Here is a 26,114-nt window from a genome sequence, read left to right on the forward strand (position 1 = left end):
CAATGAAGCGAGGAACCCATGGCACGGCACGTCGTCCGCACGCAGGTGGCCATCGTCGGCGGCGGCCCCGCCGGCCTGATGCTCTCCCACCTTTTGGCGAGGGAGGGGATCGAGTCCACCGTGGTGGAGCTGCGCAGCAGGCAGGAGATCGCCGAGACCGTCCGCGCCGGTATCCTGGAGCACGGCACGGTCAACCTGTTGGTGGACAGCGGCGTCTCGGACCGGGTGCTCACCGACGGGGACCGGCACGACGGGATCGAGCTGCGCTTCAACGGCGAGAGCCACCGCATCGACTTCCAGGACCTGGTCGGGGAATCGGTGTGGCTCTACCCCCAGACCGATGTCTTCAAGGACCTCGCCGCCCGCCGCGAGGCCGACGGCGGAGACGTGCGCTACGGAGTCACGGACACGGCCATCCACGACCTCGACGGCGACCCCCGGGTCTGGTTCACCGACGCCGACGGCACCGAGGTGGCGCTCCGGGCGGAGTTCATCGTCGGCGCCGACGGCTCCCGCAGCCTTTGCCGCGGACAGATCCCGGAGGCGTACCGAAAGTGGTACTTCCACGAGTACCCGTTCGCCTGGTTCGGCATCCTGGCCGAGGCGCCGCGTAGCTCGGAGGAGCTGATCTACGCCAACTCGGAGAACGGCTTCGCGCTGATCAGCCAGCGCACCGAGACGGTGCAGCGGATGTACTTCCAATGCGATCCGGGCGAGGACGTCAACAACTGGAGCGATGAGCGGATCTGGGAGACCTTCCGCAGCCGGGTGAACGGCAACGGTTTCGAGCTCAAGGAAGGTCCTGTGCTGGACAAGACGGTGCTGAAGTTCCGCAGCTTCGTGCAGGCCCCGATGCGCCACAAGAAGCTGTTCCTGGCCGGGGATGCCGCCCACACGGTGCCGCCCACCGGGGCGAAGGGCCTCAACCTCGCCATCGCTGACGTCCGGGTGCTGTTCGAGGGACTGGACAGCTACTACAAGACCGGGTCGGAGGCTCTCCTGGACCGCTACAGCAGCCGCGCCCTGGACCGGGTGTGGAAGGCCCAGCACTTCTCCTACTGGATGACCTCCATGCTGCACACCCCCGAGGGTGCGGACTACTTCGCCCGGGCCCGGCAGCTGGGCGAGCTGAACTCCGTGGTGTCCTCCCGGCACGGCCGCGCCTACCTCGCCGAGGCCTACACCGGCTGGCCGTCGGCGCGGTAGGGCGGCGCTCCGGGGAGCGGTCAGCCACTCATTCTTCCATCGACACTCCCTTGCGACGGGACTAGCCTTAAACCATCCCACCATGACCCGACGAGGACGACGGAGAGGTGTCCATCATGGGAAGCGCAGACAATGTTGAACTGGTCCGACGGGGGTACGAGGCCTTCAACTCAGGGGATATGGCGACACTCAGCGAAATCTTCGCCGAGGACGCAGTGTGGCACGTGGCCGGAAGCGGCGTGCTCTCGGGAACCAAGCAGGGCCGCGACGCAATTCTCGCCTATTTCGGCGAACTGGGTGCCCGCACGCAGGGCAACTTCCACGCCAAGGTCCAGGACATCGTTGGCGGCGAGGAACACACGGTAGCGATCCAGCGGACCGTTGCGGAGGGTAACGGCAAAACCCTGGACATGGGCTCGGTCATCGTCTTCGTGGTCCGGGACGGGAAGGTCGCGGAGGGCAGGGAGTACTTCGAGAACACCGCCACGGCGGACGATTTCTGGGCCTGACCGAACATCCCCGCCCTCGTGTCCCTCAGGCCATCGCGGTGTGGGCCGCGCTGTGGGAATCGATGGTCTTCTCGTAGCAGAAGGAGTGATCCACGCCGATGTACGGCCCAAAGTTCGGCACCGGGGCGAACCCGGAGTTGGCGTAGAACTGCCGCCCGTCGGTCTGTACCGAGCCCGCCTCCGCCGTCAGCCTGGTGATGCCCAGGGCGTGGGCGTGCCCCTCCAGTGCCGCCAGGATGGAGCTCGCCACCCCCGAACCGCGGGTGTACGGCAGGACGTAGAGGCGCTTGATCTCGGCGGTCCGGGAGTCCAGGAGGCGCAGCCCGCCGCAGCCCACCGGCTGGCCCGAGCCCTTGTCATAGGCGACCAGGAACACCGCCGAGTCCGACTCGGAGGGTACCGGGCCCGGCTCGTGGTCCGGGCGGCCGAAGCGTGCGTCCAGTTCGGCCTGCTGGGCGGCCCGGAGGTCTGCGCCCACGGGGTTGGCCCAGGGCACCTGCCGGATGTGAAGCCGCGGGTTGGTCTGCATCGTTGCCTCGTTTCACCGAAGGGTTATGCAGTCCAAGGCTAGGAAGCGGTGGTTTCCACGGTGTTTCCCGCAGGTAAGGGATGGGAGAACTTGGGGCGGTGACGGCGCGGAGGGCGTGGAGGCCGTGGAGGCCGAACGGACCTCAGGCGGGTCCGCCGGCCGGGTCCTCCGCCGTCGGGTCGGCCAGGGCCAGGCCGCCCACGGGGCTGCCGTCCCAGTGGACCATCCGCCAGCCGTCCGCGGGGCCGCCCTCCAGGGCCACGATGCCGGTGTTGGCCAGGACGTGCCGGGCCGCGAACCCGGCGTCGACGTTCTCCGCGCGCAGGGCGGTCCAGACCCGGATTGCCGCGCCGTGGCTGACGACGGCGACCGTGCCGCCGTCGTCCGTGCTCCCCGGGGACGCCCCGCCCCGGGGCCCGGCAGCTGCCGCCGCGATCCGGTCGACGGCGTCGTCGAACCGGGCCAAGAAGTCGTGGCCGCTGGGACCGGTAGGCATCCGCCGGTCCAGCTCGCCCGCGGCCCACCCGAACACCGTGCCGAGGTAGCGCAGGTGGGACTCCCGATCGGTGAGCTTCTCCAGCGCGCCCGCCTCGATTTCGTGCAGCCCGTCCAGGACCGTGACATCGAGTCCGCGGCGGCCGGCCAGCGGGGCGGCGGTCAGCTGGGTCCGGATCAGAGTGGAGGCGTAGAGCCGGCTGATTTCCAGCCGCGCCAGGGAACGGGCCAGGGCCTCCGCCTGCCGTTCGCCCAGCTCGGTCAGGCCGGGGCCGGGATGCGCCGTGTCGAGCTGGCCGAGCACGTTGCCCGGCGTCTGGCCGTGCCTGATCAGGAGGAGCCTCATAGCCCGAATTTTACCGCCGCACCCTGCGAGGGGAGCCGGGCGTCAGGGGATGAGGACGGTGGCCTGGATCGGGGCGTGGTCGCTGGGGTAGCGGTCGTCGAGGCGGAAGGTGTTGACCGCCGCGTCGGCCACCTGGATGCCGGGGGTGACGGCGATCCAGTCGATCCGGCTCTCGCCCACCACCGGGTCCTTGTAGTTCGGGAAGGTGCCGTACGCCGGGGTGAGGTGCCGCTTGGCGACCAGCCAGGAGTCCCGGAACGGGCCGCCGTCCACCAGGGTGGAGTATGCCCCGGAGGCGCCGGCGCGGGCGTTGAAGTCGCCCATCACCACGGTGGGCAGCCCGGGTTCGAAGCGGGCCGTGTGGTCGATGATGGCCTCGGCGCTGCGCAGCTGGGCGTTCTCCGACTCGTGGTCGAAGTGCGTGTTGAGGACCATCAGCTCCCGGCCGGTGCTGCTGTCCTCGAACCGGCCCCAGGTGGCGATCCGGGTGGTGTCGTTACCCCAGGTGGCGGATCCCGCGACGTCAGGGGTGTCCGAGAGCCAGAACTGGTCCCAGGCCTGCAGCAGCAGGCGCCGGGAGTTGTAGAAGATGCAGGAGTACTCACCACGGCTGCCGCCGTCGCGGCCCTGGCCGATCATCCGGTAGTGGTCCGGCAGCGCCTCTTCGATCACCGCCAGCTGGTGCCCGAGGCCCTCCTGGATGCCCAGGACGTCCGGGAGTTCCTCGGCGAGCACGGCCTGCAGGGCAGGTGCCCGCTCAGGCCAGTAGTCGGCCTGGCCGGGGAGGGTGTGGTTGGTATCGCAACGGATGTTGAAGCTCATCAGGCTCAACGCGGCGTCGTCCGCCCCCGGAGATTCGGGGGCGTCCGTCGCCAGGGGGTCCGGGTCGGTCAGAACGGTCCGTGCGGTCGACGCTATGTCGCTCGGCAAGGGAGTCTCCTCGTGTCGGTTACAGTCCCAGAATCCACGATACGACTGGCCGGTCCTCGACGGCGGCGTAAACGCGGATGTGCCGGAAGGTTAATTCGACGTGAATGACCTAGCGGCCGTCCGCCAGGTGATCGACCAGCCTGTCCGCGATGCCGGTGTAGCGGCCCGGCGTGAGCGCCAGCAGGCGTGATTCCGCCTCGGCGGAGAGGCCCAGGCCCTGGACGAACTCCTGCATCCGGGCGGCGTCCACCCGCTGGCCGCGGGTCAGGTCCTTCAGCCGCTCGTAGGGGTTTTCCATGCCCGGCACGCCAGCGATTGCCTCGGCACGCATGACCATCTGGATGGCCTCGCCGAGGACCTCCCAGTTGGTGTCCAGGTCCGCGGCCAGCACGTTCTCTGCCACGTCCAGGCGGTCCAGGCCCTTGGCGACGTTGGAGATCGCCAGCAGCGAGTGGCCGAAGGCGACGCCGATGTTCCGCTGCGAGGAGGAATCGGTGAGGTCGCGCTGCCAGCGGGAGGTCACCAGGGTGGAGCCGAGCACGTCCAGGAGGCCGGAGGAGATCTCCAGGTTCGCCTCGGCGTTCTCGAAGCGGATCGGGTTGACCTTGTGCGGCATGGTCGAGGAGCCGGTCGCGCCGGCCACGGGGACCTGGGCGAAGTAGCCGATCGAGATGTAGCTCCAGATGTCGGTGCAGACGTTGTGCAGGATCCGGTTGAAGCGGGCGACGTCGGCGTACAGCTCTGCCTGCCAGTCGTGGCTTTCGATCTGGGTGGTCAGCGGGTTCCAGGTAAGGCCGAGGCCCTCGACGAAGCCCTTCGCGACGGCTTCCCAGTCGGCTCCCGGGACGGAGGCGACGTGCGCGGCGTAGGTACCGGTGGCGCCGTTGATCTTGCCCAGGTATTCGGTGCGCGCGATCCGGTCCAGCTGGCGGGTCAGGCGGTGCGCGATGACGGCCAGTTCCTTGCCCAGGGTGGTGGGGGTGGCGGGCTGGCCGTGGGTGCGGGAGAGCATCGGGACGGCGCGGTTGGCCTCGGCCATGGCGCTGATCTGGGCCACGAGCGTGCGGGCGGCGGGCAGCCAGACATCCTCGACGGCGCCCTTGATGCCGAGCGCGTAGGAGAGGTTGTTGATGTCCTCCGACGTGCAGCCGAAGTGGACCATTGCGGTCAGGTGCTCGATCCCGATGCCGGGCAGGCGGCGGCCGATGTAGTACTCGACGGCCTTCACGTCGTGGACGGTGACGGCCTCGATCTCGGCGAGTTCGGCCACCGAGGCGGCGTCGAACTCGGTGACGATGTCCCGCAGCTGCTGCTGCTGTTCCGCGGACAGCGGGCCGGCGCCGGGCAGGACGTTGTTGCCGGTCAGGTGGATCAGCCATTCGACCTCGACGGCGACGCGGTCGCGGTTGAGCGCGGCCTCAGAGAGGTAGTCCACCAAAGGCGCGACGGCGGACTGGTAGCGGCCGTCCAGCGGTCCCAGGGCGATGGGGGTGCCGGAGGCGGCCAGGGCCAGGCGTCCGGACGGCGTGCGGGTCTCAGCTGTGGCAGCAGTTTCAGGCATGGTCCGATTCTTTCACGAAGTGCCGCCGGGGCCGAAGCCGGGCGGTGGTATGACAGCCGCCCGGGCGGGGCGCAGCCCGTTGTCCACATAGCCTCACCGTGCCGTGTCCGCCCCCGGTGCGTGGCCCTAGCGTCGTTCTGTGGCCGGGGTGTGCAGGAGGCAACCCCAGGAAGAGAACACACGGCAGAGAACACGAGGAAGCCGGCTTAAGCCGGAGAAAGGAGGGATGCGCGATGACGTCCACAACCGTGCTGGCCGGGGACGCGGCGGCCTGCGCCTCCCGCAGCGCCGAGGTGCAGCGGCTCGCGGCCCGGGTGGCCGGATGCGCCGGGCAGGCGGACGCCGTCCTGGCGGCGCTGGCCCGGTTGGAGCTGCAGACCTGGCAGTCGCCGGCCGGGCGGGCCTACCGGGTGACGCTCTCGCTGCAGGCGGCCTCGCTCCGACGGGCCCGGGATGGCCTGCTCGAGGCCTCGTCGGCGGTGCTGGCCCACGCCCGGTTTGTGGCCCTCGCCCCCGGCCGGTCCGGGTTTTGAGAGGACGGGTACTGATGACGGAACTCAGCCCGGCAGGTTCCGGCGAGGTGCCGCGTCCGGTGGCCCCGCCCCCGGACGGCATGCTCCGCATCCGCGGCGGGGTGGGCGGCGTGGCCTTCCAATTCGAAGAACTGCTGGCCGGCGCGGCAGCCCTGGACGCCTCGGTGCGGGACCTCTACGCCGTTGAAGCGGAGGCGGACGGGATCCGCCGCTCCCTGTTCCCCTATCAGCAGGACGCCTACCGCAGCGGCAGTGAAGCCATCACCGCTGTGGGGGAGGCAGGCCGGGGGATCGGCAGGGTCCGGGCCGAGCTGGAACACATCGCCGCCCAGGTCCGGGCCAGCCACCGGGACTACGAGTTCACCGAGGCCCGAAACGCCCTGCTGCTGAGGATGGGCCTGGCCGGACCCGAGTACGGATCCGTCGGCGGGGTTCTGGGCCTCCCCGGGGTCCGCGACCGGTTCGAAACCGGGCTCGCCTCACCGGGGAGCCTGGCGCTGCTGCTGGGCCTGCCGCTCCCGCTGGCCGGAGCGCTCGCCGGGGTTCCCGGCTCGTCCTCGATCGGTGGCCTGGTCAGGGCGCTGACGGACGAGCCCGGGCTCGGCTTCCTCAAGCCCCGTCCGGTCTCGGCCACCGCCGGGGGCACCAGCACCGAAACCGTGGACCTGACGCCGGCCGGACTGCTCCGCCGTACCGAGGACGTGGACCGGACGCCGGGTGAGATCGAGGTCATCAGGGTCGATGCCGCCGGCGGCCCTGCCTGGGTGGTGCTGGTCCCGGGGACGCAACTGGGCGGTCTTCCCGCCGGAACCAACCCCTTCGACACGGCCGGCATCGCGGAGGCGCTGGGCTATGACTCCGTCGAAACAACAGCCGCCATCAGGTGCGCACTGCGTGAGGCCGGCGCGGAGGCGGGCGATCAGCTGGTGGCCGTCGGCTACAGCCAGGGCGGCATCCACGCCATGAACCTCAGCCGGGACAAGGCATTCCTGGCCGAATTCGACCTCAAGTACGTCCTGACGGCCGGGTCGCCGGTCGGCGGGATCAGCCCCGCCCCGGGGATCAGCAGCCTGCACCTGGAACATCGGGAGGACTGGGTGCCCGGGGCCGACGGCGCCCCGAACGCGGACACCCGCGACCGGGTCACGGCCACCCTGACCAACGCCCTGAGCGTCCCGGCGCCAAAGGACTTCGGCCTGGGGCCGGGGCACCGGCTGGGGAACTACGAGGCCGGCGCCGCCGCCGTCGAAGCTTCCCGTGACCCGTCGCTGCAGGCGTCCACCGCCGCGCTCGCGGCCGTGGTGGGTACGGGCGGGACGGCGGCCGTCACCCGGTTCGCGCTCCGCCGCGAGGCACGCCCCGTACCGGCGGGAGGGGGGAGCGTCAGGGCCGACGCCGGCGGTATGGTCAGCGGCGGCCACCGGGAAGCCGGCCGGCCACCAGCGACACCAGGGTCACGATGATGGCGGCCAGGACGGCGGTCCAGAAGAAGGAGTCGATGGTGAAGTGCACCGGCGTGTAGGAACTCAGCCAGGCCGTCAGGTACAGCATGGCCGCGTTGATCACAACGGTGAACAGGCCCAGGGTGAGGATGGTGATCGGCAGTGACAGCAGGCTGACCAGCGGCTTGACGAAGGCGTTGACCAAGCCGAAGATCAGGCCGATGAACAGGTAGGCCAGGATGATGCCGATGGTCTCCGTGCCCTGCGTGACCCCCTGGTCCGCGACGGCGCCGGTGGTGGCCGTGGTGGAGATATTCAGTCCCGGCAGGATCCAGCTGGCCACCCAGAGGGCCAGGGCATTGACGATGACCCGCACAAAGAGAGAGCGCATGGTCCCATGCTGTCACATCACCGGACGCACGGGCAGGGTGGCGTCGTAGGCTAGGGGGCATGACTTCTTCTGACAGCCTGGCCGGCGGAATTCGCCCGCGGCCGGTGGTGGACCTGCTTCCCCGATACGCCGCCGGCAAGCCGCCGGCTCCCGTCGAGGGGCTGGTCAGCTACAAGCTTTCCTCCAATGAAAACCCGCTTCCGCCGATCCCTGCAGTGCAGCAGGCCATCGCGGCGCGGACCGACTTCAACCGCTACCCGGACCCGCTCAGCAGCAAACTCCGCGCCGCGCTCGCCGATTTCCTCGAGGTCCCGGCCGAGGACATCGTCACCGGCGCCGGCAGCCTCGGCGCCCTGAACCAGCTGCTGGCCACCTTCGCCGGCCAGAACGACGACGGCAAGGCCGACGAGGTCATCTACGCCTGGCGCTCCTTCGAGGCCTACCCCATCAGCGTCGGCCTCGCCGGTGCCGAGAGCGTCCGCATCCCGCTCACCGCGGACGGACGCCACGACCTGGACGCCATGGCCGCAGCCGTCACTGTCCGGACAAAGATGATCCTGCTCTGCACCCCGAACAACCCCACCGGGCCCATCCTCACCACCGAAGAGACGGAGCGGTTCCTCAACTCCGTGCCCGCGGACGTCGTCGTCGTGATCGACGAGGCCTACCAGGAGTTCGTCCGGGCCGAGGATGCCGTGGACGGCATCGAGATGTACCGCAAATACCCCAACGTGGTGGTGCTCCGGACCTTCTCCAAGGCTCACGGCCTGGCCGGCCTCCGGGTTGGCTATAGCGTCTCCCAGCCCGAGCTGACCCAGCACCTGCGCGTCACGGCCACCCCGTTCGCCGTATCCCAGCTGGGTGAGGACGCCGCGGTCGCCTCCCTCCTGCACTACCACCAGGTTGTAGAAAGGGTACAAAGCCTGGTCGACGAACGGGACCGGGTAACGGCAGGCCTGCGGGACCTCGGCTGGTTCGTTCCCGAGGCCCAGGGCAACTTTGTGTGGCTGAACCTCGGGGCCAACAGCGGCGAATTTGCCGCACTGGCGGGGGAACAGGCGCTCTCCGTCCGGGCCTTCGGCGACGAGGGTGTGCGGGTCAGCATCGGCGAGACGGAAGCCAACACCCGCTTCCTCGAACTGTGTGCGAACTATACAAAAGCCCCGCAGCGTTCCTAGCGGTAAACATCACCCCCTGCGGCCGCCCGCGGAGGGTACTGTGGGGACGAGTAAGCCATCATGTATGCCGGAACCGGGATGTATTCCCGGTGCGGCATATCTTCCACCGAGTGCAGCGCCCCGGATGCGGCAGGCAAGGAGACGGTATGGGTACACAACTGCCCTCCACCGAGTTCGACGGAACCGACACGGATGACCGCCGCGAGGCGCAGGCCGAGGCTGTCCTGGGCGACCCCGACGTCCCCATGGTCCAGCTCCTGCGCCCGGACGGGACCCTGGGGACTGACCCGGTGTTCTCCGAGTACGCCGCCCGCCTGGACCCCGGGAAGCTGAGGGGCTTCTACGCGGACATGGCCAAGATCCGCCGGTTCGACGTCGAGGCCACCGCACTGCAGCGCCAGGGCCAGCTGGCCCTCTGGGTGCCGCTGACCGGCCAGGAAGCCGCGCAGATCGGCTCGGGCCGGGCCAGCCAGCCGCAGGACTACATCTTCCCCACCTACCGGGAACACGGCGTCGCCCTGACGCGGAACGTGGACCTGGCCGAGCTGCTGCGGCAGTTCCGCGGGGTGTCCAACGGCGGCTGGAACCCCAAGGACACCAACTTCCACCTGTACACGCTGGTCCTGGCAGCCCAGACGCCGCACGCCGTCGGCTACGCCATGGGCATCCAGCGCGAGCAGAAGCTGGCCCCGACCGGGGAGAAGGCCGCCGTCATGGTCTACTTCGGCGACGGCGCCAGCTCCGAGGGTGACGTCCACGAGTCGATGGTCTTCGCGTCCTCGTTCAACGCCCCCGTTGTCTTCTTCTGCCAGAACAACCACTGGGCCATCTCGGTCCCCACCACGGTGCAGACCCGGATTCCGCTCTCCAACCGCGCCAAGGGCTACGGCTTCCCGGGCATCCGGGTGGACGGGAACGACGTCATCGCGGTGCACGCCGTGACCGAATGGGCCCTGGACCGGGCCCGGCGGGGCGAGAGCCCGGTGCTGATCGAGGCCTTCACCTACCGGGTGGGCGCCCACACCACGGCGGATGACCCCACCAAGTACCGCGGCTCGGAGGAAGAGGCGCAGTGGCGGGCCAAGGATCCGCTGGAGCGGCTCGAGAAGTACCTGCGGGCCGAGGGCCTCGCGGACGACGCCTTCTTTGAGCAGGTCAAGGCCGACGGCGACGAGCTCGCCGCCTACGTCCGCAAGACCACCCACGACCTGGAGACCCCGGACATCCGGCAGGCCTTCGCGAACACCTACGCCGAGGCCCACCCCCTGGTGGCCGAGGAACTGGCGTGGTTCGAGGACTACAGCGCCGGCTTCGCCGATGAGGCGGCGGAGGCCGAGGACTCCGGGACCCAGGGCACAGCGACAGACGGGGCAGCCAGCCGATGACCACCATGACCATTGCCAAGGCCATCAACGAGGGCCTGCGCGCCACCCTGGCCGGCAACCCGCGCACCCTGCTCATGGGCGAGGACATCGGACCCCTGGGCGGCGTCTACCGGGTCACCGACGGCCTGATCGGCGAGTTTGGCGCCGACCGCGTCGTCGACACCCCGCTGGCCGAATCCGGCATCATCGGCACCGCGATCGGCCTGGCCCTCAGCGGCTTCCGGCCCGTCTGCGAGATCCAGTTCGACGGCTTCGTCTTCCCGGGCTTCAACCAGATCACCACCCAGCTGGCCAAGATGCACTCGCGCAGCAACGGCAACCTCACGGTCCCCGTGGTCATCCGCATCCCCTACGGCGGCGGCATCGGCTCGATCGAGCACCACTCCGAGTCTCCCGAGGCACTGTTCGCACACACCGCCGGGATCCGGATCATCACCCCGTCCAACCCGCACGACGCCTACTGGATGATCCAGCAGGCCGTCGATTGCCAGGACCCGGTGATCGTCTTCGAGCCGAAGCGCCGCTACTGGCTCAAGGGCGACGTCGACACCGCCGCCCCGGGCCGCTCCGCCGACCCGTTTGCCGCCCATGTGCTGCGCGAGGGAACCGACGCCACGGTGGTTGCCTACGGCCCGCTGGTGCCCGTGGCCCTCGCCGCCGCCAACGCCGCGGCCGAGGACGGGCACAGCGTCGAGGTGATCGACCTGCGCTCCATCTCACCGATCGACTTCGACACCGTCACCGCGTCCGTGAAGAAGACCGGCAGGCTGATCATCACACACGAGGCCCCCACCTTCGGCGGCATCGGCGGCGAGATCGCGGCGCGCGTCAGCGAGCGGGCCTTCCACTCCCTGGAGGCCCCGGTGCTGCGCGTCGGCGGCTTCCACATGCCCTACCCGGTGGCCAAGGTCGAGGAAGATTACCTGCCGGACATCGACCGCATTCTTGAGGCGCTCGAACGCGCCCTCGCCTACTGACGGGGAGCACCATGACCGTAAACAAGTTCAACCTCCCGGACGTCGGCGAGGGCCTGACCGAGGCTGAAATCGTCTCCTGGAAGGTCAAGGCCGGCGACACGGTGGCCGTCAACGACATCCTCTGCGAGATCGAGACCGCCAAGTCAATCGTCGAACTCCCGTCGCCGTACGCCGGGACGGTTGCGGAGTTGCTGGTCGCCGAGGGCGTGACGGTCGACGTCGGCACCCCCATCATCAGCGTGGCCGACGCCGGCGCCCCCACGGCACCCGCCCCGGCGGCTTCCGCGGCGCCCGCCCCCGACCTTACACAGGCGCCGGAGGCACCGGAACCGGCTCCGATGTATGGCACGCTCACCCCGGGCGGCGACGCCGAGCCCGCCGCAGAAGCCGACGGCCGCCCCGCCGGCGGCCCGCTGGTTGGCTCCGGCCCCAAGGCCGACGCCGTGAAGCGCCGCCGCCGGACCTCCGCCCCCGCAGCCCCCGCGGCCACCGCCGCGGCCGCAGCCCCCGCCGAGCCGGTCGAGTCGCACGACATCTGGATCGACCCGGCAGCCGTCAGCCACTCCGGACGCGGGCCCCAGGCGCCCGTTGCCGGGGCCGACCCGCGCCCCACCCTCGGCGGAGCCATCACCGGCCTCGTCTCCAAGGTCCTGGCCAAGCCGCCGGTCCGGAAGATCGCCCGAGACCTCGGCATCGACCTGGCCGACGTCGTCCCCACCGGCGCCCGCGGCGAGGTAACCCGCGAGGACCTGGTCAGCTACCAGGCGCAGCGCGACGCCGAGCTGGACAAGGCGGACACCTTCTGGGGCAAGACCGGCCGGCCGCAGGAACAGCGGATCGAGAAGATCCCGGTCAAGGGTGTCCGCAAGGCCACCGCCCGGGCCATGGTCGAGTCGGCCTTCGCCGCCCCGCATGTGAGCATCTTCGTCGACGTGGACGCCAGCCGCACCATGGAGTTCGTCAAGCGGCTGAAGGCCTCCCGCGACTTCGAGGGCATCAAGGTCTCGCCCCTGCTGATCCTGGCCAAGGCCGTCATCTGGGCCGCGGCGCGAAACCCCAGCGTCAACGCCAGCTGGGTGGACGCCAAGGACGGCAGCGACTCCGCGGAGATCCACGTCAAGCACTTCATGAACCTGGGCATCGCCGCGGCCACGCCGCGCGGGCTCATGGTGCCGAACATCAAGAACGCCCAGGACCTCTCGCTCAAGGAACTGGCGCTGGCGCTGAACGAGCTGGCCACCACGGCCCGCGCCGGGAAGACCCAGCCGGCCCAGATGCAGGGCGGCAGCCTGACCATCACCAACATCGGCGCCCTCGGCATCGACACCGGCACCCCGATCATCAACCCGGGCGAGGTGGCGATCGTGGCCTTCGGAACCATCAAGCAGAAGCCGTGGGTACTGGACGGCGAAGTCATCCCGCGCTGGATCACCACGCTCGGCGGCTCCTTCGACCACCGCGTGGTGGACGGGGACCTCTCGGCCCGCTTCATGGCTGACGTCGCCTCGATCCTCGAGGAACCGGCGCTGCTGCTCGACTAACCGGGCGCGACTCACCGGGTCTGACTAACGGGAAGGGGCGCCCGCCCGAGCGCCCGCCCCTTCCCGTTAGACAGACAGAACCGCCTGGAGGCTCTACGCTCCGGAGTAACCGGAGAGGAGCTGGCCGATGACCCGGCTGCCGCCCCAGTTCGCGACGGCAATGGCCGCGGCAAACATGATGCCGGCCACGCCGAAGCTCGCGCCGGTGACGATGGAGAGAAACTTCCAGTCCTCCCGCAGCACGCTGCGCACCGTCGCCGGCATCTGCAGCGACGGGGAAATAAGGTTCGGCGCCGAGTCCACGCTGCCGTCGTCGAGGTAGGCCACCACGCGGCCGGCGGCGCGGTCCACGCGCATGGCGCTGATGTGGTTGCCGTGGCGGGCCAGCAGGATGTCATGCCCGACGAGCTGGCGGCGTTGCAATGTAGGCAGGGTAGGCAAAGGATTCTCCCGGAAACGTGGGCGGATAGGACTGTCCGCACCGTCGGGGGCACCTCCCATTTTACCGCCGCGCCGACCGCCGGCCCGGACCGGAGCCGGGTGAGACTGCCCACGGGCCACCGTGACGGCGGTCAAAGTGCCGCCCTCCTGTCCGACGGCGCCCCGCGGCATTAGAGTGGCACCAGCCGCCGCGGTGCGGTCCTCACCGATCAAAGGAGATAGTGGTGTTCCGGAGTCCGTTCCCCGCCGTAGACATTCCCGACGTCAGCCTCTACGACTACCTTTTTGCCGGCCTCGACGACGCCGCCTTGGACCGGGTGGCGCTGGTGGACGGAAGCAGCGGCGCGGAGACCAGCTACCGGGAACTGCGCGACGGGGTCAACGCCGTCGCCGGAGCCGTTGCGGCCCGGGGCCTCGGCGTCGGCGGCGTCGCGGCAATCCTCTGCCCAAACACCCCGGCCTTCGCCGTCGTCTTCCACGGCCTGCTTCGGGCCGGCGCCACCGTCACCACTGTCAACTCCCTGTACACGGCCGAGGAAACCGCCAAGCAGCTCGACGACGCCGGCGCAGACTGGCTCTTCACCGTCTCGGCGCTGCTCCCGGCCGCACGCGCCGCGGCGCAGGAGGCGGGCATTCCCGCCGACCGGCTGGTGGTGCTCGACGGCGCCGAGGGGCACCCCTCGCTGCGGGACCTGCTGACCGCCGGGGAACCCGCCCCTGAGGTCAGCTTCGACCCGGCCAGGCACATCGCCGTGCTGCCCTATTCCTCCGGCACCACCGGCCGGCCCAAGGGCGTGATGCTCAGCCACCGCAATCTGGTGGCCAACGTCGAACAGTCCCGGAACCTGCTCAAGGTCACCGCCGAGGACCGGGTCCTGGCGGTCCTGCCGTTCTTCCACATCTACGGCCTGACGGTGCTGCTGAACCTGGCCCTGCGCGAGGGCGCCCGGCTGGTCACCATGCCCAGGTTCGATCTCGCGGAGTTCCTCAGGCTGATCCAGGAGCAGCGCTGCAGCTTCCTCTTCATCGCCCCGCCCGTGGCCGTGGCCCTGGCCAAGCACCCCATGGTGGCCGAGTACGACCTCGGATCCGTGCGCACCACCATGTCCGGCGCGGCGCCGCTGGACGGCGAACTCGGCACCCGGCTCGCCGAGCGCCTGGGCTGCCGGGTGCTCCAGGGCTACGGCATGACCGAGATGAGCCCGATCTCACACGTAACGCCCCTAGAGGCCGACGACGTTCCGGTCAGCTCGGTGGGCTACACCATCCCTAACATGGAGTGCCGCCTGGTGGACCCCGCCAGCGGGGAAGAGATCGAGATTCCCGCCGAGGGCACGAGCGCCCCCGGACACCTGCTGTGCCGCGGCCCGAACGTGATGCTCGGGTACCTGAACCGGCCCCAGGAGACCGCGGACACCCTGGACGCGGACGGGTTCCTGCACACCGGGGACATCGCCACGGTCCGCGCCGACGGACTGGTCACGATCGTTGACCGGCTCAAGGAACTGATCAAGTACAAGGGCTACCAGATCGCCCCGGCCGAGCTCGAGGCGCTGCTGCTGACCCACCCGGGCATCGCGGACGCCGCCGTGATCGGCAGCGTCGACGAGGACGGCCAGGAGGTTCCCATGGCCTTCGTGGTGCGCCAGCCCGGGCCCGACGGCGACGCGCTGGACGAGGTGGCCGTCGAGGACTTCGTGGCCGCGAAGGTCGCCCCGTTCAAGAAGATCCGCCGGGTGCAGTTCATCGACGCGGTGCCGAAGTCGGCGTCGGGCAAGATCCTACGCCGGGTGCTGAAGAATCCGCACCCGGCGCCGCAGGCCTGAGCCGGCCGTAAAACCTGAGCCGCCCGGGCGGCCGGCGCCGCTATTCCGGCGAGTCGGTCTTGGCGATGTAGACGTCGCAGGGGGCGTTGTGGGCCACGCTGTTCGCAACGCTCCCCAGCACGCGGCCCAGGCCGCGCATCCGGCGGTTGCCGACCACGATCATTCGGGCGCCGGTGCGCTCGGCCTCCTGGATCAGGGCCTCGGCGGGCTTGCCGCGCGCCGCGGAGTAGGTCACGGGGGTGCCTTCGGACTGCAGCTTCTCGGCCACGCCTTTGGCGACCGTCTCGGCGTCGCCGGCGTCGGAGACGATCCACTGGTCGCTGCCGCTGCCGAACACCTGCGTCCGGTCGCTGTCGAAGGCGCTGACGACGTGGAGGGTGGCACCGAGGGAGGCGGCCAAATCGCGCGCGGTGTGCGCGGCGCGCAGGGCAGTCTCGCTGCCGTCGACGCCGACGACGATGATTCCGGACATGAGGTCTCCTCTAATTCAGGCGGGCCAGACAATCAGTTCAGGCTACAACGCCCCGACGGCTTCCCGCAGGACCGGCGCCAGTCTGCGGACGCCTTCCTCGATCGCCTCGGCCGGGACGGCGCTGAACGCGAGCCGCAGCTTGTTCGAGGGCTCGTCGGAGGGGCTGAACGCGGCGCCCGGGATGAAGACCACCCCGGCGTCGATCGCCTTCTGCAGCAGCGGGTAGGTGTCGATGCCCGCCGGTAGGGTGACCCAGACGAAGAAGCCGCCCTCGGGCCGGGTCCAGCTGAGCCCCTCCGGCATGTACTCCTCCAGGGCCGCCAGCATCGCCTCGCACCGCTCCCGGTAGAGGCCACGGTAGGTGGCGATCTGGCCCTGCCAGTCGTAGTCGCGGAGGTAGGCCGAGACCAGCATCTGGTTCAGCGTCGGTGGGCACAGGGTGACCGCCTCGGAGGCCAGGTAGTAGCGGCGCTGCAGGTGCGCGGGGACCAGCGCCCAGCCGATCCGCAGGCCGGGGGCGAAGATCTTGGAGAAGGACCCCATGTAGATGACGTCGTCCGGGTTCCCGGCCCGCAGCGGCGTCAGCGGGTGGCCGTCAAAGCGCAGCAGCCCGTAGGGGTTGTCTTCCAGGATGATGATATTCGCGTTACGGCATATATCCACGACCCGCTGCCGGCGCTCGGCGGCCAGGGTGATGCCGGAGGGGTTGTTGAAGCTGGGGATGGTGTAGAGGAACTTGATGTTCTTGCCCTCGGCCTGCAGGGCGAGGATCCTGGCCTCCAGCTGCTCCGGGACGATGCCGTCGCCGTCCATCGGAATGGTGGCCACCTCCACCTGGTAGGCCTCGAAGGTGTTCAGCGCGCCGACGTAGGTGGGGTCCTCCACCAGGACGACGTCGCCGGGGTTGCAAAAGACCTTGGTGGCCACGTCCTGGGCGGACTGGGAGCCCGCCGTGATGACGATGTTCTCTGGGGCTGCGTCGAGGATTCCCTCGGCGGCCATCACCTCGCAGATCTGGCGGCGGAGTTCCTCGGTGCCCTGGCCGCCGCCGTACTGGAGGGCGGTCAGGCCCTCCTCGGCGATGATCCGGGCCGCCGATTCCGCGAGCCGGTCCAGGGGGAGGGACTGGAGGTACGGGCTGCCCCCGGCGAGGGAGACCAGCCCGGGCCGGAGGGAGATGTCAAAGACGTCCCGCACGGCCGACTGCTTGATGTTTGCTGCGCGCTCCGAGAAGAGTTCCTCGTGGCGGTGGGCGGACGTAGCCGCGCGTTCGATTGCGTCAATGGCCTCGGCCGGCAGGACGGCGCCGGCGGCATCAAGTGTTTCGTGGGTCACACCCTCAGGATACAGCGCTTGTTGTTATAGGGAAAACTTTTGTTCACAAGATCGCGCGCACACGAAAGCCCCCGGCAGCCAGCGGCCGGCCGGGGGCTTCCGGGGCAGGGGAGACTACGCCGCGTCGGCGGTGCGGGCCTCTTCGATGGCTTGGAAGACGCCCTTGATCTGCTCCACGACCTCGGCGTCGTCCTTGGGGTGGACCTCGGCGAAGCGGACCATGGAGCCCGGGACGGCGAGCTTGACGTCCTCGAGGACCCGGGCGCCGGCGATCCCGGCGGCCTTGCGGGCCTCGTCCTGGGCCCAGACGCCGCCGTACTGGCCGAAGGCGGTGCCGACGACGGCGGTGGGCTTGCCGTTGAGGGCGCCGGCGCCGAACGGGCGGGACAGCCAGTCGATGGCGTTCTTCAGCGGGGCGGGAACGGTGCCGTTGTACTCGGGGGTGACCAGGAGCAGCGTGTCAGCCTCGCTGGCGGCCGCGCGCAGGGCGGCCGCGGCGGCGGGAACCTGGCCCTCGACGTCGATGTCCTCGTTGTAGAACGGGATGTCGCCCAGGCTGTCGTGGATCACGACCTCCACCTGTTCCGGTGCGTTGAGCTGGATCGCCTCGGCGAGCTGGGCGTTGGTGGAGCCGGCGCGGAGGCTGCCGACAAGGGTGAGGACGGTGGTGCTGGACATGGAGTCTCCTTCGTGTGCGCCGGGGGCGGCGCGTGGCTGATGGAACCGGCCCGGAGGCCTTCGCGGAGGTAAACGGACTGCGGTCCGTTTATTATTCCCGGCCGCTAGGATGTGGAGCGTGAGCCACATCCCCCTCCGCCCCGGCATGCCGGGGTCCGCGCCCGGCGCCGGCCTGCCCGCGGCCGCCGGCAGGCCGTCCGAGCGCCGGGATGCCGCGCGCAACCGCGAACTCCTGCTCGCCGCCGCCCGGGAGCTGATCGCCGAGGGCGGCGCGGAGGCCCTCACCATGGATTCCCTCGCCGCACGGGCCGGCGTGGGCAAGGGCACGGTGTTCCGCCGCTTCGGCAGCCGCGCCGGGCTGATGGTGAGCCTGCTCAGCGACGCCGAGGCGGAGTTCCAGGGCCGGTTCATGTTCGGTCCGCCGCCCCTGGGCCCCGGCGCCCCGCCCCTGGACCGGCTGGTGGCCGTGGGTGCCGCCCGGATCCGCTGGGTGCTGGAATTCGGCGACCTCGCCCGGGCCGCGGACGAATCCCCCTACAACCGGTTCGACGTCCCGGCCGCCGTCCTCTGGCAGCGCCACCTGGAGATGCTGCTGCGTGAGGCGGGCTTTACGGCTGACCCCTGGCTGATGGCCGGATCACTCAGCGTGACGCTCGAACCGGAGCGCATTCTCTACGCCGTCAGGGTGCACCAGGTGTCCCCGGAACGGTTGGCGGAGTCCTGGCGGGAGCTTGCCGTCCGGGTGGTAGGCACCGCGTAGAGTACGCCCTGTTTCTGCCGTCCGCCAAGTCAAATCAATTCAAAGGAATTATTCATAACGATCTGGTATTGACGGTCCCGGATTGGCGCATTTCCCGCCCGGCGGCGCGATTTCTATGTGGTAGTTTCCTCTGGAATGTGACCCGCAACATACTGCCTTACGAGGCTGGCCGAAGGGCCTGCGGGTGGCCACGCACCTGCTGGCCTTGATCCCGGACCGACGGCGGAGACCCCCCGTCACGCGGGGACTACGGAAGGATTCGCGCTGTGAACGATCTCATTAACCCGGCACCAGGACGGGCGCGCCTGCCCCGCCCGGCGGTGCCCGCCACCGCAGCGCAGCCGACGGCCAGCCTGACGTAGCCGCATGCTCCGCTACCTGGCCAAACGGGCCGTCACCTACGTCGTCATGATCTTCCTGACCACCAGTGCCGGATACTTCCTGGCGGTCACCAGCCTGCAGCCGGCGCTGCTGGAACAGGAACGCATCCCGCGCCCCACCCCCGAGCAGGTCGCCAACTCCTTCCGGCTCAAGGGCCTGGACCCCGCGCTGAGCCCCTGGGAACGCTACGTGGACTGGCTCACCGGGATCGTCACCCGCTGGGACTGGGGCCGCAGCCCCAATGGCGCCTACATCAACGCCGAGTTCGGCGACCGGGTCTGGATCTCCACCCGGCTCTTCCTCGCCTCGATCATCCTGACCCTGATCATCGGCGTGGCCCTCGGTGTCTACACCGCGGCCCGGCAGTACAAGTTCTCCGACCGCGCCATCACCTCTTACAGCTACCTGGTGTACATCGTGCCCGCACCGATCGCGTACTTCCTGGTGCAGCTGTGGGCCATCAACATCAACGAGACCGTGGGTGACCGGATCCTGTTCGTCACCGGCATCTCCACCCCCGGCCTGGAGGGCGACGGCTGGGTCCAGTTCCTGGACATGCTCGCCCACTACGCCGTGCCCACCTTCGCCATCACGATCGTGGGCTGGGGCGCCTACCAGATCGCGCAGCGGCAGTACCTGCTGGACAACGTCAACGCCGACTTCGTCCGCACCGCCCGCGCCAAGGGCCTGACCCGCAACCAGGCCATCACCCGGCACGCCCTGCGCGTCTCCTTCATCCCGGTGGCCCAGAGCATCGCCTTCACCATCCCGGCGATCTTCGCCGGAGGCTTCTTCGCGGAGAAGATCTTCGCCTGGCACGGCGTGGGCTCGTGGAGCATCGACGCGATCGCCCTCCAGGACGTGAACGCGGCGACGGCCACCCTGGCCTACGGCTCCGTGATCTTCGCGATCGGCGCGATCCTCGCCGACTTCGCCACCACCCTTGTCGACCCGAGAGTGCGGGTGCAGTAGCCATGACCAACCTCAACGCCATCGACCCGGCCGCGGTCGCCGAGGAAGCCAAGATCGAAGACGGCGACGTCGTCATCGCCAAGTCGCGGATCATCCTGCGCCGCTTCCTGCGCAACAGGACCGCCGTCGCCGGCCTCGTCATCTTCATCCTGTTGACCCTGCTCTCCTTCTTCGGCGGGGCCTTCTCCAGCTGGGACAAGGAGACCATCGACCCGTTCAACATCGGCACCGAGCCCTCCGCCGAGCACCTGCTGGGCACCTCGCAGGCCGGCATCGACCTGTACGCGCTCACCGTCGAGGGGACCCGGGTCTCCATCCTTATCGGCCTGGTGGTGGGCCTGGTCTCGGTCCTTATCGCGGCCGTCTACGGCTGCACCATGGCCTACTTCGGCGGCAAGGTCGACAAGGTCATGCTCTTCATCCTCGAAGCGCTGATCATGATGCCGGCGCTGCTGGTGGTGGCCGTGGCCACGAGCGGCGGCGGGGACGGGCTGAAGAAGAGCCTGCCCAGCTGGTTGCTGCTGATCATCGTGCTGCTGGTCTTCAGCTGGATGGGCACCGCCCGCCTCATCCGTTCCCTGTCGATGTCCCTGATGCAGCGGGACTTCGTCAAGGCCGCCCAGTACATGGGCGTTCCCGCCCGGCGCATCGTCTGGCGGCACCTGGTCCCGAACATCGGCTCGCTGCTGGTGCTCGACATTACCCGCGGCGTCACCGGCGCCATCCTCTCCGAGGTCGCCTTCTCCTTCATCGGCATCGGCATCAAGGTCCCGGACGTGAGCCTGGGCGTGTTGATCGGCCAGGCCACCTCCCAGGTCTCCACTTTCCCGTGGATGTTCTGGGTGCCGCTGACCGTGATGTTCCTGCTCACCGGGTCCCTGGCAATGATGAACGACGGCCTCCGGGACGCGTTCGACCCCAGCTCCAGCTCGATTGGCAGCGCCAAGAAAAGGAAGAAGGCCACTGCATGAGCAGCGACTCCACCGGCCTCGGCACCGCCGAACGCCTCGATACCGCCGAACGCCTCCACGCAGCCGGCCTGCACAGCGCCGATAGTGCGCCCGCGGGCGCCGTCCTCTCCGTCCGGGACTTGAACGTCCGCTTCAACACCGAGAACGGCGTGGTCCACGCCGTGCGCGGCATCGACTTCGACCTGATGCCCGGCAAGACCCTCGGCATCGTGGGCGAGTCCGGCTCCGGCAAGTCCGTGACCTCCATGGCCATCATGGGCCTGCTGCCGGAAACCGCCGATATCAGCGGCTCGGTCCGGCTGCACGGCACCGAGCTGCTGGGCCTGAGCGACAAGGCCATGTGCCGCCACCGCGGCAACGAGATGGCCATGGTCTTCCAGGACCCGCTGTCCTCGCTGACCCCGGTGTACACCGTGGGCGCCCAGATCATCGAGGCGCTCACCGTGCACAACCCCGGGATGAGCAAGCAGGCCAAGGAGGCGCGCGCCGTCGAACTCCTCGCCATGGTGGGCATCCCCAGCCCGAAGGACCGCCTCAAGGCCTTCCCGCACGAGTTCTCCGGCGGCATGCGGCAGCGGGTGATGATCGCCATCGCGATCGCCAACAACCCCCGGGTGCTGATCGCGGACGAGCCGACGACGGCGCTGGACGTCACCATCCAGGCGCAGGTGCTGGAGGTGCTGCACACCGCGCAGGAAGAGACCGGCGCCGCCGTCGTCATGATCACCCACGACCTGGGCGTCGTGGCCGGCATGGCGGACGACATCATGGTGATGTACGCGGGCCGGCCGGTGGAAACCGGCAGCGTCGACGACATCTACTACAACCCGCGGATGCCCTACACCATGGGCCTGCTGGGCGCCGTGCCCCGCGTGGACACCGCCGAGAAGACCTCGCTGGTGCCGATCGAGGGCATCCCGCCGAACCTGATCAACGCCCCCACCGGCTGCTCCTTCGCGCCCCGCTGCCCGCTGGCAACGGAGGAATGCCTCGACGGTGAGCCCGCGCTGCTGGCCGTCGGCGGCGCCGGGGACGGCACGCTCGAGCACCGCGCCGCCTGCATCAAGAGCGAAGAGCTGGGCGCCGGAGTGGACGTGCACCGGATCTTCTCCGCCCCCGCGGTGCCGGTCTCCCGGTTCGACGCCGTCCCGCGCGCCGACCGCAAGGCCGTGCTGGAGCTGACGGACGTGCGCAAGCACTTCCCGCTGCTCAAGGGCTCCCTGATTAAGCGCCGGATCGGCACGGTCAAGGCCGTGGACGGCCTCAGCTTCGACATCCGCGAGGGCGAGTGCTTCTCGATCGTGGGCGAGTCCGGCTGCGGCAAGACCACCACGCTCCTGGAGATCATGGAGTTCCACCGGGACCAGGACGGCGAGGTCACCATCGGCGGCCTGAGCAACAAGGCCGCCTCGGACGCGAAGACCAAGGCCGCCATGCGCCGGGAACTGCAGATGGTCTTCCAGGACCCCACCGGCGCCCTGGACCCGCGCTTCACCGTCTTCGAGGTGCTGGCCGAACCGCTGGAGAACTCCGGCATGGCCAAGCCCGCGATCCGGAAACGGATCATGGAGCTGATGGAACTGGTGGGCCTGCAGCCCGACCACGTCAACCGCTTCCCCAACCAGTTCTCCGGCGGCCAGCGGCAGCGCATCGGCATCGCCCGGGCGCTGGCGGTCAATCCCAAACTGGTGGTCCTGGACGAGCCGGTCTCCGCGCTGGACGTCTCGGTCCAGGCCGGCGTCATCAACCTGCTGGACCAGCTCCGCGCCGAACTGGGCCTGAGCTACCTGATGGTGGCCCACGACCTGTCCGTGGTGCGGCACATCTCCAACCGGGTGGCCGTCATGTACCTGGGCAAGATCGTGGAAATCGGCGACGTCGACGAGGTCTTCGACCGCCCCCGCCACCCCTACACCCGGGCGCTGCTCTCCGCGATCCGGGTGCCGGACCCCCGGCTCGAACGCACCCGGGAACGGATCATCCTGCAGGGTGACCTGCCCTCGCCGCTGGATGCGCCGCAGGGCTGCAACTTCGCGACCCGCTGCCCGGTCTTCGCCGCGCTTCCTCCCGCCAAGCAGGAGAAGTGCCTGACCATCGAGCCCGTGCTCGAAAACGCAGCACATCCCGGGGCGGCCCCCGGCCGCCCGGCCGGCGGTCCGCCGTCGGCCCCCACAGACCAGCAATTCGCCTGCTTCTACCCGGACGGCGACCTGGACGCGGACATGCTCGTAGTCCACGAAACCACCTGACCTACCCGTCAGGCGCAGCAGTGCAACAGATAAAAATGAGGGGAAAAATGAAGAATCTCACCAAGATCGGCGGCGTCACCGCCGTCGTGGCAGCTCTCGCGCTGACCGCCTGCGGCGGTGGCGGGGGCGGGTCGAAGGGCCCGGAAGCCGCCAAGGGCCAGGACTCGGGCAGCGACCTGTCCAAGCTCATCAGCATCAACGCCAAGGACCCGAAGGACCTGCAGCAGGGCGGCAAGCTCACCCTGCCGCTGGGCAACATCGGCCCGGACTTCAACGGCTTCTCCAACACCGGCAACAGCGCGGACAACACAGCCCTGCACCGCCCGATCGACGAGGCCGGCACCTGGGGCTGCTGGAACTTCGACTTCGACGGCACCGCCTCGCCGAACAAGAACTTCTGCGAGGACGTCAAGAGCGACGTCAAGGACGGCAAGCAGACCATCACCATCAAGGTGAACCCGAAGGCCACGTTCAACGACGGCACCCCGATCGACGTGAAGACCTTCGAGAACACCTGGAAGATGCTCAACGGGCAGAACAAGGACATCGACATCGTCTCGTCCGGCGCCTACGAATTCGTCGACTCGGTCAAGGCCGGCGCCAACGACAAGGAAGTCGTTGTCACCACCACCCAGCCGGTCTACCCGCTGGACTCGCTCTTCACCGGCTTGATCCACCCGGCCGTCAACACCCCGGAGATCTTCAACACCGGCTTCACCGGCGACATGCACCCCGAGTGGATGGCCGGCCCGTTCAAGGTCGACAAGTACGACACCGCCGCGAAGACCGTCACCATGGTCCCGAACGACAAGTGGTGGGGCGCCAAGCCGGTGCTGGAAAGCGTTGTCTTCCGCCAGCTCGAGTCCAGCGCCGCGATCGCTGCGTTCAAGAACGGTGAAATCGATGGTGTGTCCGCAAACACCATCACGCCGTACAAGCAGCTCGACGGCACCAAGAACTCCGAGATCCGGCGCGGCCAGCGCCTGTTCGCCGGCGGCCTGAACATCAACGCCCAGAAGGCTCCGATGACCGACGTCGCCATCCGCAAGGCGATCTTCACCGCAGTTGACCGCGAGGCCCTCCGCAAGGTCCGCTTCAACGGGCTGAACTGGGAAGAGGAAAGCTCCGGCTCGATGATGCTGCTGCCGTTCTCGAAGTACTACCAGGACAACTACCCCGTCACCGAGACCGGCCCCGACGCCGCCAAGAAGGTCCTGACCGACGCCGGCTACAAGGCCAACGCCGCGGGCATCATGGAAAAGGACGGCGTCCCCGCCGCCTTCAAGATCAGCAACTTCGGTGACGACCCCACCACGCTCGCCTTCGCCCAGACCCTGCAGAAGCAGCTCCAGGCCGGCGGCATGGATGTCGGCATCGACCAGCGCGCCTCCGCCGACTTCGGCAAGGTCCTGGGCAGCCGCGACTTCTTCCTGAGCGTCTCCGGTTACACCGTCGGCGCCGACGCGACCGACTCCGTCAAGCAGTTCTACGACTCCAAGACCAACGAGAACGAGCTCGGCGACGCCGACCTCGACGCGAAGATCAAGAAGCTCTCCACCATCGCCGACAACGCCGAGCGCAACAAGGCGGCCATGGAGGTCGAGAAGGAGCACATGGCGAAGTACTTCTCCATGGGCGTCGTCATGAACGGCCCGCAGATCTCCTTCGCCCGCACGGGCCTGGCGAACTACGGTCCCTCCCTGTTCAAGAGCCTGTCCCAGGTTCCGGACTGGACCACCATCGGCTGGGAAAAGAAGTAACCTCCCCTCCGACGCTCCCGCAGCTTATGCGGGAATTCGGGCGGCGCTCCCTCACGTTGTGGGGGAGCGTCGCCTTTTTGTAGCCGAAACCGAGGGGGCGCCACTCCGTGTGCAAGGGGCCGGTAGCGTGGACCCATGGCAGCCCCCACGCATCCCCTCCGCACCGCCGTCGCCGGGTTCGGCCTCTCCGGCAGCGTCTTCCACGCCCCGCTGATCGCCGCGGACCCCGCCTACTCGCTGGAGGTCATCGCCACCGGGGACCCGGGCCGGCGCGCCGCGGCCGCCGAACGCTACCCGGGGGCCCGGCTCGTGGACACCCCGGAGGCCATCCTGGAGGACGCGGACGGCCTGGACCTGCTGGTGCTCGGCACCCCGCCGGCCACCCACTACCCGCTCGCCCGCGCCGCACTGGAGGCCGGGCTCGACGTCGTGGTGGACAAGCCGTTCACCGTGACCAGCGCCGAGGGCCGGGAGCTGACCGGCCTGGCCGAGCGGCTGGGCCGGGTGCTCACCGTGTTCCAAAACCGCCGCTGGGACGGCGACTTCCTGACCGTCCGCGGTCTGCTGGCGTCCGGCAGCCTGGGCCAAGTGGCGCGCTTCGAGTCCCGGTTCGAGCGCTGGTCCCCGGCGGTCAGTAAGCCGTGGAAGGCGGCGGCGACGTCGGCCGAGGGCGGCGGGGTGCTCTACGACCTGGGCACCCACCTGGTGGACCAGGCGTTGCGGCTCTTCGGGCCCGCCACGCTCAGCCATGCCGAGCTGGCCGTGCGGCGGCCCGGCGGGGCCTCAGACGACGACGCCTTCGTGGCGCTGCGGCACGACTCCGGGGTGACAAGCCACCTCTGGATGAACCTGCTCTGCGCCCAGCAGGGGCCGCGGTTCCGGATCCTGGGCAGCGGCGGCGGCTACACCAAACACGGCGTGGACCCGCAGGAACCCTACCTGGCGGCCGGCGGCAGCCCGCTGGGCGCGTCCTACGGGGTCGAGGACACGGAGTGGGCCGGCCTGCTGGGCCGTGACGGCCACCTGGACCGGCTGCCCACCGAACGCGGCGCCTACCCGGAGTTCTACCGGCTGCTCGCGGAGAAGATCCACGACGGCGGCGCCTCCTCGGCACTGCCCCTCCCCGTTGATCCGGAAGACGCCGTCGACGTCCTCAAGCTGATCGAGCAGGCCCGGGAAGTGGCGGTATGGCGGCCTTAACGTTTGAACGGCAGCCATCCAGAAAGCGTGCGTCAAAGCGACGAAG

At 69.3% G+C, this 26,114-nt stretch carries 24 protein-coding genes; 15 read left to right on the top strand and 9 right to left on the bottom strand.

The window, feature by feature from the left end; all coding sequences use genetic code 11:
• Positions 1-18 precede the first annotated feature (18 nt).
• Together AB0O44_RS13855 and AB0O44_RS13860 are read left to right on the top strand one after the other, a co-directional pair.
• Complete coding sequence (locus AB0O44_RS13855) at positions 19-1,206, top strand: 4-hydroxybenzoate 3-monooxygenase (RefSeq protein ID WP_364138268.1); 1,188 nt, start codon at positions 19-21, stop codon at positions 1,204-1,206.
• A 116-nt stretch (positions 1,207-1,322) separates the two neighbouring features.
• Positions 1,323-1,715: a nuclear transport factor 2 family protein gene (locus AB0O44_RS13860; RefSeq protein ID WP_290257206.1), complete on the top strand. Its 393-nt coding sequence runs from the start codon at positions 1,323-1,325 to the stop codon at positions 1,713-1,715.
• A gap of 25 nt (positions 1,716-1,740) precedes the next feature.
• On the opposite strand, the gene AB0O44_RS13865 is transcribed toward AB0O44_RS13860, so the two are convergent.
• The 4 genes from AB0O44_RS13865 to purB all read right to left on the bottom strand — a co-directional run bounded on the left by AB0O44_RS13865 (position 1,741) and on the right by purB (position 5,576).
• On the bottom strand, positions 1,741-2,244 hold the full coding sequence (locus tag AB0O44_RS13865; protein WP_290257207.1) for a GNAT family N-acetyltransferase: 504 nt from the start codon (positions 2,242-2,244) through the stop codon (positions 1,741-1,743).
• A 142-nt stretch (positions 2,245-2,386) separates the two neighbouring features.
• Positions 2,387-3,085 (bottom strand): histidine phosphatase family protein, encoded by a 699-nt coding sequence (locus tag AB0O44_RS13870; RefSeq protein ID WP_290257208.1) that lies wholly within the window; start codon positions 3,083-3,085, stop codon positions 2,387-2,389.
• 42 nt (positions 3,086-3,127) lie between these two features.
• On the bottom strand, positions 3,128-4,015 hold the full coding sequence (locus tag AB0O44_RS13875; protein WP_364138272.1) for an endonuclease/exonuclease/phosphatase family protein: 888 nt from the start codon (positions 4,013-4,015) through the stop codon (positions 3,128-3,130).
• 109 nt (positions 4,016-4,124) lie between these two features.
• Positions 4,125-5,576 (bottom strand): adenylosuccinate lyase, encoded by a 1,452-nt coding sequence (gene purB / locus AB0O44_RS13880; RefSeq protein ID WP_364138275.1) that lies wholly within the window; start codon positions 5,574-5,576, stop codon positions 4,125-4,127.
• Between the two features lie 233 nt (positions 5,577-5,809).
• Here purB and AB0O44_RS13885 point away from each other — a divergent pair, with 233 nt between their 5' ends.
• On the top strand, positions 5,810-6,109 hold the full coding sequence (locus AB0O44_RS13885) for a hypothetical protein (RefSeq protein WP_364138278.1): 300 nt from the start codon (positions 5,810-5,812) through the stop codon (positions 6,107-6,109).
• Positions 6,110-6,123: 14 nt separating this feature from the next.
• On the top strand, positions 6,124-7,572 hold the full coding sequence (locus AB0O44_RS13890; RefSeq protein ID WP_364138281.1) for a hypothetical protein: 1,449 nt from the start codon (positions 6,124-6,126) through the stop codon (positions 7,570-7,572).
• Here AB0O44_RS13890 and AB0O44_RS13895 read toward each other — a convergent pair.
• Positions 7,517-7,942 (bottom strand): phage holin family protein, encoded by a 426-nt coding sequence (locus AB0O44_RS13895; protein ID WP_290257213.1) that lies wholly within the window; start codon positions 7,940-7,942, stop codon positions 7,517-7,519. The genes AB0O44_RS13890 and AB0O44_RS13895 overlap by 56 nt on opposite strands.
• A gap of 59 nt (positions 7,943-8,001) precedes the next feature.
• Between AB0O44_RS13895 and AB0O44_RS13900 the strand changes: the two genes are divergently transcribed.
• From AB0O44_RS13900 to AB0O44_RS13915, 4 genes are all read left to right on the top strand, one after another.
• Positions 8,002-9,120: a histidinol-phosphate transaminase gene (locus AB0O44_RS13900; RefSeq protein WP_364138284.1), complete on the top strand. Its 1,119-nt coding sequence runs from the start codon at positions 8,002-8,004 to the stop codon at positions 9,118-9,120.
• A gap of 146 nt (positions 9,121-9,266) precedes the next feature.
• Complete coding sequence (pdhA, locus tag AB0O44_RS13905) at positions 9,267-10,505, top strand: pyruvate dehydrogenase (acetyl-transferring) E1 component subunit alpha (RefSeq protein WP_364138287.1); 1,239 nt, start codon at positions 9,267-9,269, stop codon at positions 10,503-10,505.
• Positions 10,502-11,482, top strand: a complete 981-nt coding sequence (locus AB0O44_RS13910) for an alpha-ketoacid dehydrogenase subunit beta (protein WP_364138290.1) — start codon at positions 10,502-10,504, stop codon at positions 11,480-11,482. Before pdhA ends, AB0O44_RS13910 begins: the two co-directional genes overlap by 4 nt.
• Before the next feature lie 11 nt (positions 11,483-11,493).
• A complete protein-coding gene (locus tag AB0O44_RS13915) occupies positions 11,494-13,023 on the top strand; it encodes a dihydrolipoamide acetyltransferase family protein (RefSeq protein WP_364138293.1) in 1,530 nt (509 codons plus the stop codon).
• 93 nt (positions 13,024-13,116) lie between these two features.
• Here the strand turns inward: AB0O44_RS13915 and AB0O44_RS13920 are convergent, their stop codons facing one another.
• Complete coding sequence (locus tag AB0O44_RS13920; RefSeq protein WP_364138461.1) at positions 13,117-13,455, bottom strand: hypothetical protein; 339 nt, start codon at positions 13,453-13,455, stop codon at positions 13,117-13,119.
• A 233-nt stretch (positions 13,456-13,688) separates the two neighbouring features.
• Between AB0O44_RS13920 and AB0O44_RS13925 the strand changes: the two genes are divergently transcribed.
• Complete coding sequence (locus AB0O44_RS13925) at positions 13,689-15,290, top strand: AMP-binding protein (protein WP_364138296.1); 1,602 nt, start codon at positions 13,689-13,691, stop codon at positions 15,288-15,290.
• 40 nt (positions 15,291-15,330) lie between these two features.
• Here AB0O44_RS13925 and AB0O44_RS13930 read toward each other — a convergent pair whose 3' ends face one another.
• The 3 genes from AB0O44_RS13930 to AB0O44_RS13940 form a co-directional block, all read right to left on the bottom strand.
• Complete coding sequence (locus AB0O44_RS13930; protein ID WP_290257219.1) at positions 15,331-15,762, bottom strand: universal stress protein; 432 nt, start codon at positions 15,760-15,762, stop codon at positions 15,331-15,333.
• A gap of 42 nt (positions 15,763-15,804) precedes the next feature.
• Entirely contained in the window at positions 15,805-17,097 is a 1,293-nt protein-coding gene (locus AB0O44_RS13935; protein WP_364138299.1) for a PLP-dependent aminotransferase family protein, read from the bottom strand.
• 114 nt (positions 17,098-17,211) lie between these two features.
• Positions 17,212-17,775 (bottom strand): NADPH-dependent FMN reductase, encoded by a 564-nt coding sequence (locus AB0O44_RS13940; RefSeq protein WP_290257221.1) that lies wholly within the window; start codon positions 17,773-17,775, stop codon positions 17,212-17,214.
• A gap of 145 nt (positions 17,776-17,920) precedes the next feature.
• Between AB0O44_RS13940 and AB0O44_RS13945 the strand changes: the two genes are divergently transcribed.
• The 6 genes from AB0O44_RS13945 to AB0O44_RS13970 all read left to right on the top strand — a co-directional run bounded on the left by AB0O44_RS13945 (position 17,921) and on the right by AB0O44_RS13970 (position 26,068).
• Positions 17,921-18,535: a helix-turn-helix domain-containing protein gene (locus AB0O44_RS13945; RefSeq protein WP_364138464.1), complete on the top strand. Its 615-nt coding sequence runs from the start codon at positions 17,921-17,923 to the stop codon at positions 18,533-18,535.
• Between the two features lie 366 nt (positions 18,536-18,901).
• Positions 18,902-19,888, top strand: a complete 987-nt coding sequence (locus AB0O44_RS13950) for an ABC transporter permease (protein ID WP_364138303.1) — start codon at positions 18,902-18,904, stop codon at positions 19,886-19,888.
• Positions 19,889-19,890: 2 nt separating this feature from the next.
• Positions 19,891-20,859, top strand: coding sequence for an ABC transporter permease (locus AB0O44_RS13955; protein WP_364138306.1), 969 nt, complete (start codon positions 19,891-19,893; stop codon positions 20,857-20,859).
• Positions 20,856-23,108 (top strand): ABC transporter ATP-binding protein, encoded by a 2,253-nt coding sequence (locus AB0O44_RS13960; protein WP_364138309.1) that lies wholly within the window; start codon positions 20,856-20,858, stop codon positions 23,106-23,108. Before AB0O44_RS13955 ends, AB0O44_RS13960 begins: the two co-directional genes overlap by 4 nt.
• Before the next feature lie 47 nt (positions 23,109-23,155).
• Positions 23,156-24,868, top strand: a complete 1,713-nt coding sequence (locus AB0O44_RS13965) for an ABC transporter family substrate-binding protein (protein ID WP_364138312.1) — start codon at positions 23,156-23,158, stop codon at positions 24,866-24,868.
• A 135-nt stretch (positions 24,869-25,003) separates the two neighbouring features.
• Positions 25,004-26,068, top strand: coding sequence for a Gfo/Idh/MocA family oxidoreductase (locus AB0O44_RS13970; protein ID WP_364138315.1), 1,065 nt, complete (start codon positions 25,004-25,006; stop codon positions 26,066-26,068).
• Positions 26,069-26,114 lie beyond the last annotated feature (46 nt).

The organism is Arthrobacter sp. NPDC080082, from assembly GCF_040686595.1.
Taxonomy (GTDB): Bacteria; Actinomycetota; Actinomycetes; order Actinomycetales; family Micrococcaceae; genus Arthrobacter.

What these genes read in the sequence shown, in the direction of transcription:
- AB0O44_RS13855 (WP_364138268.1), top strand. Translation starts at nt 19, where the DNA reads ATGGCACGGCACGTCGTCCGCACGCAGGTGGCCATCGTCGGCGGCGGC.
- AB0O44_RS13860 (WP_290257206.1), top strand. Translation starts at nt 1,323, where the DNA reads ATGGGAAGCGCAGACAATGTTGAACTGGTCCGACGGGGGTACGAGGCC.
- AB0O44_RS13865 (WP_290257207.1), bottom strand. Translation starts at nt 2,244, where the DNA reads ATGCAGACCAACCCGCGGCTTCACATCCGGCAGGTGCCCTGGGCCAAC.
- AB0O44_RS13870 (WP_290257208.1), bottom strand. Translation starts at nt 3,085, where the DNA reads ATGAGGCTCCTCCTGATCAGGCACGGCCAGACGCCGGGCAACGTGCTC.
- purB (WP_364138275.1), bottom strand. Translation starts at nt 5,576, where the DNA reads ATGCCTGAAACTGCTGCCACAGCTGAGACCCGCACGCCGTCCGGACGC.
- AB0O44_RS13885 (WP_364138278.1), top strand. Translation starts at nt 5,810, where the DNA reads ATGACGTCCACAACCGTGCTGGCCGGGGACGCGGCGGCCTGCGCCTCC.
- AB0O44_RS13890 (WP_364138281.1), top strand. Translation starts at nt 6,124, where the DNA reads ATGACGGAACTCAGCCCGGCAGGTTCCGGCGAGGTGCCGCGTCCGGTG.
- AB0O44_RS13895 (WP_290257213.1), bottom strand. Translation starts at nt 7,942, where the DNA reads ATGCGCTCTCTCTTTGTGCGGGTCATCGTCAATGCCCTGGCCCTCTGG.
- AB0O44_RS13900 (WP_364138284.1), top strand. Translation starts at nt 8,002, where the DNA reads ATGACTTCTTCTGACAGCCTGGCCGGCGGAATTCGCCCGCGGCCGGTG.
- pdhA (WP_364138287.1), top strand. Translation starts at nt 9,267, where the DNA reads ATGGGTACACAACTGCCCTCCACCGAGTTCGACGGAACCGACACGGAT.
- AB0O44_RS13910 (WP_364138290.1), top strand. Translation starts at nt 10,502, where the DNA reads ATGACCACCATGACCATTGCCAAGGCCATCAACGAGGGCCTGCGCGCC.
- AB0O44_RS13915 (WP_364138293.1), top strand. Translation starts at nt 11,494, where the DNA reads ATGACCGTAAACAAGTTCAACCTCCCGGACGTCGGCGAGGGCCTGACC.
- AB0O44_RS13930 (WP_290257219.1), bottom strand. Translation starts at nt 15,762, where the DNA reads ATGTCCGGAATCATCGTCGTCGGCGTCGACGGCAGCGAGACTGCCCTG.
- AB0O44_RS13940 (WP_290257221.1), bottom strand. Translation starts at nt 17,775, where the DNA reads ATGTCCAGCACCACCGTCCTCACCCTTGTCGGCAGCCTCCGCGCCGGC.
- AB0O44_RS13945 (WP_364138464.1), top strand. Translation starts at nt 17,921, where the DNA reads ATGCCGGGGTCCGCGCCCGGCGCCGGCCTGCCCGCGGCCGCCGGCAGG.
- AB0O44_RS13950 (WP_364138303.1), top strand. Translation starts at nt 18,902, where the DNA reads ATGCTCCGCTACCTGGCCAAACGGGCCGTCACCTACGTCGTCATGATC.
- AB0O44_RS13955 (WP_364138306.1), top strand. Translation starts at nt 19,891, where the DNA reads ATGACCAACCTCAACGCCATCGACCCGGCCGCGGTCGCCGAGGAAGCC.
- AB0O44_RS13960 (WP_364138309.1), top strand. Translation starts at nt 20,856, where the DNA reads ATGAGCAGCGACTCCACCGGCCTCGGCACCGCCGAACGCCTCGATACC.
- AB0O44_RS13965 (WP_364138312.1), top strand. Translation starts at nt 23,156, where the DNA reads ATGAAGAATCTCACCAAGATCGGCGGCGTCACCGCCGTCGTGGCAGCT.
- AB0O44_RS13970 (WP_364138315.1), top strand. Translation starts at nt 25,004, where the DNA reads ATGGCAGCCCCCACGCATCCCCTCCGCACCGCCGTCGCCGGGTTCGGC.